This window comes from Streptomyces roseochromogenus subsp. oscitans DS 12.976 (genome assembly GCF_000497445.1).
In the GTDB taxonomy this organism is placed as follows: domain Bacteria; phylum Actinomycetota; class Actinomycetes; order Streptomycetales; family Streptomycetaceae; genus Streptomyces; species Streptomyces oscitans.
Window position 1 is genome coordinate 8,391,436 of record NZ_CM002285.1, and the last position, 4,799, is coordinate 8,396,234.

The window sequence follows — 4,799 nt, forward strand, 5'->3', positions numbered from 1 at the left end:
ACTGGCCGGCGTCCTCCCGCCGGGCCCGCGCGGCCGAGGTGTACCGGGTGAGCGAGGAACGCTTCCGCAAGCACCACGAGGTGATGGTGCTCGGGCAGGTGGCCCAGCACATCGTGGAAATGGTGGAATCGCGGGAGAGGGGCGGCGACCAGCCGGGCGAGGGCGACTGGGAAGGCGGCACCCACCGGTCCGTGGACGTCCTGGCAGGCGATCGGACCGTATCCCTCACCCTGCACATCCACCCCGTGGACCTGTTGCGGGACGTGGACGTGGTGGTCTCCCCGGCCAACACCTACTTCGCGCTGCCCGAGCCGTACAAGTCCTCGGTCTCCGCCTCGTTGCGCCGGGCCGCCTCCGTGCGCGGGGTGACCGGCGACCTGCTGGACGACCCGGTCCACGACGAGCTGCGCAAGTGGACGGCCCGGCACGGCACTTCGGGGCGTCCGGTGATTCCGGGCACGGTGGCGGCGACCGGTTCGGGAGCCATGGCCGAGTACGGCGTACGGCGGATCTACCACGCGGCGGTGGCCGTACCCCGGCCCGGCACCAACGACTACGACGTGCTGCCCGCCGACATCACCCGCGCCACCTCGCGCGCGCTGGCACTGCTGGCCGAGGAGCACGACCGGCATACCCCGCCGCTGCGCTCGGTGTGCTTCCCGCTGCTCGGCTCCGGGCGTGGCGGGCTCGCGTACCGGGTGAGCGCGGCCGCCGTATGGAGCGCCGTCGAGGCGGAGCTGGCGCGCGGGGCGCGCTGGGACGTGCACTTCGTGGTGCGTACCCCGGAGGCGGCCCGCGTGGTGGAGCGGATCGCGGCCAGGACCCGCCCGGGGCGCGACCAGTCGGTGCCCAGCCGGTCCGATTGACTTGAGGGGCGGGTCGCTCAGGTGGGGTGCCTCGGGGGAGCCTTCCCCCCTGGGCGGCTCGCGCCCCCCGGAGCCGCCCAATACCGACAGAGTGTCAATTTGTGCAAGGGACGGGCGTGTTGGTGCCGGAGTCACATACCGTGGCCGTATGACCAGGGGGATGGTTGAGTGGGCGCACGGCTGCGCGGGTCGCACGGTGACCTGGCCCGCCCCGGATATGTACGTACTCGTCGACGGTGTCCTGCTGCGCATGGCCCCCGAGCCGCCCGGTCTGCCGCCGGGTACGGCCGTCACCGTGCGCCACGATCCCGGACGGCAGCGGCTGGTGGCCCACGCCGACGGCACCGGGGCGGTGGCCGGATGAGCGTCCAGGGCATCGAGTTCGGGGCCGGATACGAGGAACGGCAGCCCGTCGTTCTCCTCCTCGACACCTCCGCGTCCATGGGCCGCCCCGCCGGACACCCGCGGATCGACGAGCTGAACGGCGCGCTGACCCGCTGGTTCGACGGGGTCCGTGCGCAGGAGCGGCTGCGCACCCGGGTGGAGGTCTGCCTCATCACCTTCGCCTCGGCGGTGCGTGTCTACGACCCCGACCCGGGCCGCCTGGTCCCGGTCGAGGAAGCCGACGCCGGCCGGGTCTTCGTCCCGGTGGACAGCATGCGCCCGCCCACGCTGCGCGCCGAAGGCCTGACCCGGCTGACGGAAGCCGTGGAAACGGCCCTCGAACTGGCCCGCACCCGCTACCGAACCCTGCAACGCGGGCGGGTACCGGTCCGGCGCCCCTTCCTGTGGGTCCTGACGGACGGCGCGCCGAGCGACGCCCAGGGCCGCCCGCTGGACGCGACGGCCCTGGCGGGTACGGCGGGGCGGGTGCGCCAGGGCGAGGAGCAGGGGGAGTGGGTCTTCCAGGTGATCGGGGTGCGCGGCGCCGACCTGCCGATGCTCCGGGTGCTGGCGCCGAAGGCCACGTCCCCGCTGGAGAACCTGGACTTCGGCCGGATCCTCGACCTGCTCTTCCAGAGCACGGACGACAGCAGCCCGGACCAGGACGCCGATCTCATCCACCGGCAGGTCAATGACCGCGCCGCCCGGCTCGCGCGCATGGACAGGCTGGAGAGGGACCTACGGTGATCATCGCGGGCGCCTCCGTCCAGGGCACCGCTCATCTCGCCACCGGGCAGGGCTGCCAGGACGCGTTCAAGGCGATCGGTCTGGGCGACACGGCGGTACTGGCGGTGTCCGACGGCGCGAGCAGCCGCGACCGCAGCGCCCTGGGCGCCCACATAGCGGTCGACGCGGCCTGCCGCCTGCTGTCGGAGGACATACCGGAGGCGGAGGAAACGCCTGAGGCATGGACCCGGTGGATCGCGGGGCGCGGGAAGAGGGTGGCCGAGGAGTACCGAAGGGCGGTGACAGGGGTGTTGGGCGCATCGGGTTCACAGGGCCCCGGCGCCTTGGCAGCCACTCTCACAGCGGCCGTCGTCAACCCACCCTGGGTGGCTTTCGCGTCGATAGGCGACTGCTTCGGCACGCTTCTCACACGCGCGACTGTCCCTGCCGAGAGGGCGCGGGGAACCGCGCGACTGACGCCCACCCACCCGCACGCACCCACGACCGACACCACCCAGTCGCCTGAGGCACCCCCCACCGACCGTTGCCACTTGGTCCTCCCCCCACCCACCACGCCACCCGTCTTCTTGTCCTCGCCCAGCGCAGAGTTACGCATCCGCACCTTCGTCGTCTGGGAACCAGAGCTCAGCGGAGTGGTCCTGGCCACCGACGGCTGCGCCGCCCTCACCCTCGACCATCCCTCCGTCCGTCAACTCCCGCCAGAGGCAGGCCCGTTACCGGCCGAGCGCTTCTTCCTCGGCCTCGCCGCCACGCTCCGCGAGAACCACGGGGACGCCGAGCCCCTTCGACGCCGGCTCTCCGGGCCCCAGGCCGGCCGGACCGGTGACGATCTGACCGTCCTGTGCGCTCTGGTCGAAGGGGGGTGACCGTGGGACTGACAGTGGTGTCCGGCGGCGGACACACATGGCGGCTCACCGAGCAGATCGGCAGCGGCTCGGAAGGGTTCGTGTACGGCGTGGACGACGCCCGCCCCCTCGTCGCGAAACTCGTCCCGGATCCGCCCGGCCCCGAGGCCTACCGGCGCCGCGTGGCCCGCCTGGTGCGCCAGCGCCGCGAACCCCGCACCGTCGGCCTGCTCTCCGGCACACCCGTCCGGCTTGCCTGGCCGCTGGTCTCGGTCCGTACGGCCGACGGTACGGACGCGGACCGCGTCGACGGGTACGTGATGACCGACATGCGGCACGCCTACCAGCCGTTCAGCCACCTCCTCAGCACCTCCGCCCGCCGTACCTTCCTATCCCGGGCGACCTGGGCGACCGCCCTGCGCGCCGCCCTCGCCCTCGCCCGGCTGCTGGACGAACTGCACGCCGAGGGCTATGTGGTGGGCGACCTCAAGCCGGACAACCTCTGGGTCGACGAGACCGGCCGGGTCGGTATGGCGGACATCGACTCCTGGCAGTTCACGGACGGCCGCGAGGTGTTCCCGGGCCGGATGCGCACCCCCGGCTACACGGCTCCCGAGCGGATCGGCGCCCCCGCCGGCACACCACCGGACTCCGCGTCCGACGATTTCGCCCTGGCCGTCCTGGTCCACCAGCTCCTCATGGCCGGCCTGCACCCCTTCGCCGGCCACCCGGCGGACGGCGGCGACTATGTGTCGTACGACGACAACGTGCTGCACGGCCGCTGCCGGATCGTCGACCGTACGTCGGTGCTGCTGCCCCGCTCCGTGCCGCCCGCCGACCTGCTGCCGAGACGGCTCGCGGAGCTGTTCCGGACGGCCTTCGCGTACCCGCGCCGACGCGCGACGGCGGCCGAGTGGGCCCGGGCGCTCGCGGCCGAGCTGGCCCCCGGCCGCCTGAAGGTGTGCGCGGTCAACGCCCGTCACCTCCACACCGTGGAACGGCCGTGGTGCCCGTGGTGCGACCAGGCCGAGCGGGGCACCGACAGCTACCCCGGCCAACTGCAGGAGGAGGCATGACGACTCACCTCTCCGTCGCCCGGATGCTGGACCGCTGCACGGTCCTCGGCCCCGGCACCCGCGCGGTCATCTGGGTACAGGGCTGCCCGCTGCGCTGCCAGGGCTGTGTGGCCGCCGAGACCCTGCCCTTCGAGGGCGGAACCAGCCACTCGGTCGCCGAACTCGCCGACTGGCTGTGCCGGCTGGACGGCATCGAGGGCGTGACGTTTTCCGGCGGTGAGCCGTTCAGCCAGGCCGGTGCGCTGGCCGAACTGCTCGACGCGGTACGGGAACGGCGCCCGGACTTCGGCGCGATGGCGTACTCCGGCTTCCGCCACGAGGCACTGCGGCGGGGCGGCGACCCGGACCGGCTCGCTCTGCTTCAGCGGCTGGATCTCCTGGTCGACGGGCCGTACCTCGCGGCGCGGCACGGCACTCTGCGCTGGCGCGGCTCGGACAACCAGCGGCTGATCCCGCTCACCGACCGCTACACGCTGGCCCTGGCCGAGCCGGACACGACCGCCGGGATCGAACTGTCGGTGGATGCCGACGGATCACTCTCCTGGGCCGGCGTGCCGCCGACCCCTGGATTCCGGGAGGGACTTGAGGAGCAGCTCGCGGCGCGGGGTTTCGTGCTGCGCGCCGAGGAGCGGAGGGGACGATGAGCGGGTCACCGAAGTACAGCAGCGTCCGTGTGGGTGCGATGTATGCCCAGCGGGAGGCGGCGGAGCGCCGTCGCCGGGCCGAGGAGCGCCGGGCCAGGGAACGCGGGCGGGCCGTCGAGCGGATCGAGCTCGCTCGGAAGGCCGCCACCCCTGGATTCCGGAAGAGGCCTGAGGAACAGTTCGCGGCGCGGAGGGGACGATGAGCGGGTCACCGAAGTACAGCAGCGTCCGTGTGGG

At 73.0% G+C, this 4,799-nt stretch carries 6 protein-coding genes; all 6 read left to right on the top strand.

Annotation, left to right across the window (positions count from 1 at the left end; genetic code table 11):
- Positions 1-866, top strand: an 866-nt coding sequence (locus M878_RS85995; protein WP_023552691.1) for a macro domain-containing protein, incomplete at its 5' end; no start/stop codon positions are given.
- A 148-nt stretch (positions 867-1,014) separates the two neighbouring features.
- Positions 1,015-1,230 carry a hypothetical protein gene (locus M878_RS49760; RefSeq protein ID WP_245238282.1) on the top strand — a complete coding sequence of 72 codons (216 nt, stop codon included), beginning with the start codon at positions 1,015-1,017 and terminating at the stop codon, positions 1,228-1,230.
- Positions 1,227-1,997, top strand: a complete 771-nt coding sequence (locus M878_RS86000; protein ID WP_023552693.1) for a vWA domain-containing protein — start codon at positions 1,227-1,229, stop codon at positions 1,995-1,997. Before M878_RS49760 ends, M878_RS86000 begins: the two co-directional genes overlap by 4 nt.
- Entirely contained in the window at positions 1,994-2,863 is an 870-nt protein-coding gene (locus tag M878_RS86005; protein ID WP_023552694.1) for a protein phosphatase 2C domain-containing protein, read from the top strand. The genes M878_RS86000 and M878_RS86005 overlap by 4 nt, the downstream gene beginning before the upstream one ends.
- Before the next feature lie 2 nt (positions 2,864-2,865).
- Entirely contained in the window at positions 2,866-3,918 is a 1,053-nt protein-coding gene (locus M878_RS86010) for a protein kinase domain-containing protein (protein ID WP_245238283.1), read from the top strand.
- A complete protein-coding gene (locus tag M878_RS86015) occupies positions 3,915-4,562 on the top strand; it encodes a 4Fe-4S single cluster domain-containing protein (RefSeq protein ID WP_023552696.1) in 648 nt (215 codons plus the stop codon). The genes M878_RS86010 and M878_RS86015 overlap by 4 nt, the downstream gene beginning before the upstream one ends.
- The last annotated feature ends 237 nt before the right edge of the window (positions 4,563-4,799 follow it).

Coding starts and splice junctions, on each gene's coding strand:
- M878_RS49760 (WP_245238282.1), top strand. CDS start 1,015: ATGACCAGGGGGATGGTTGAGTGGGCGCACGGCTGCGCGGGTCGCACG.
- M878_RS86000 (WP_023552693.1), top strand. CDS start 1,227: ATGAGCGTCCAGGGCATCGAGTTCGGGGCCGGATACGAGGAACGGCAG.
- M878_RS86015 (WP_023552696.1), top strand. CDS start 3,915: ATGACGACTCACCTCTCCGTCGCCCGGATGCTGGACCGCTGCACGGTC.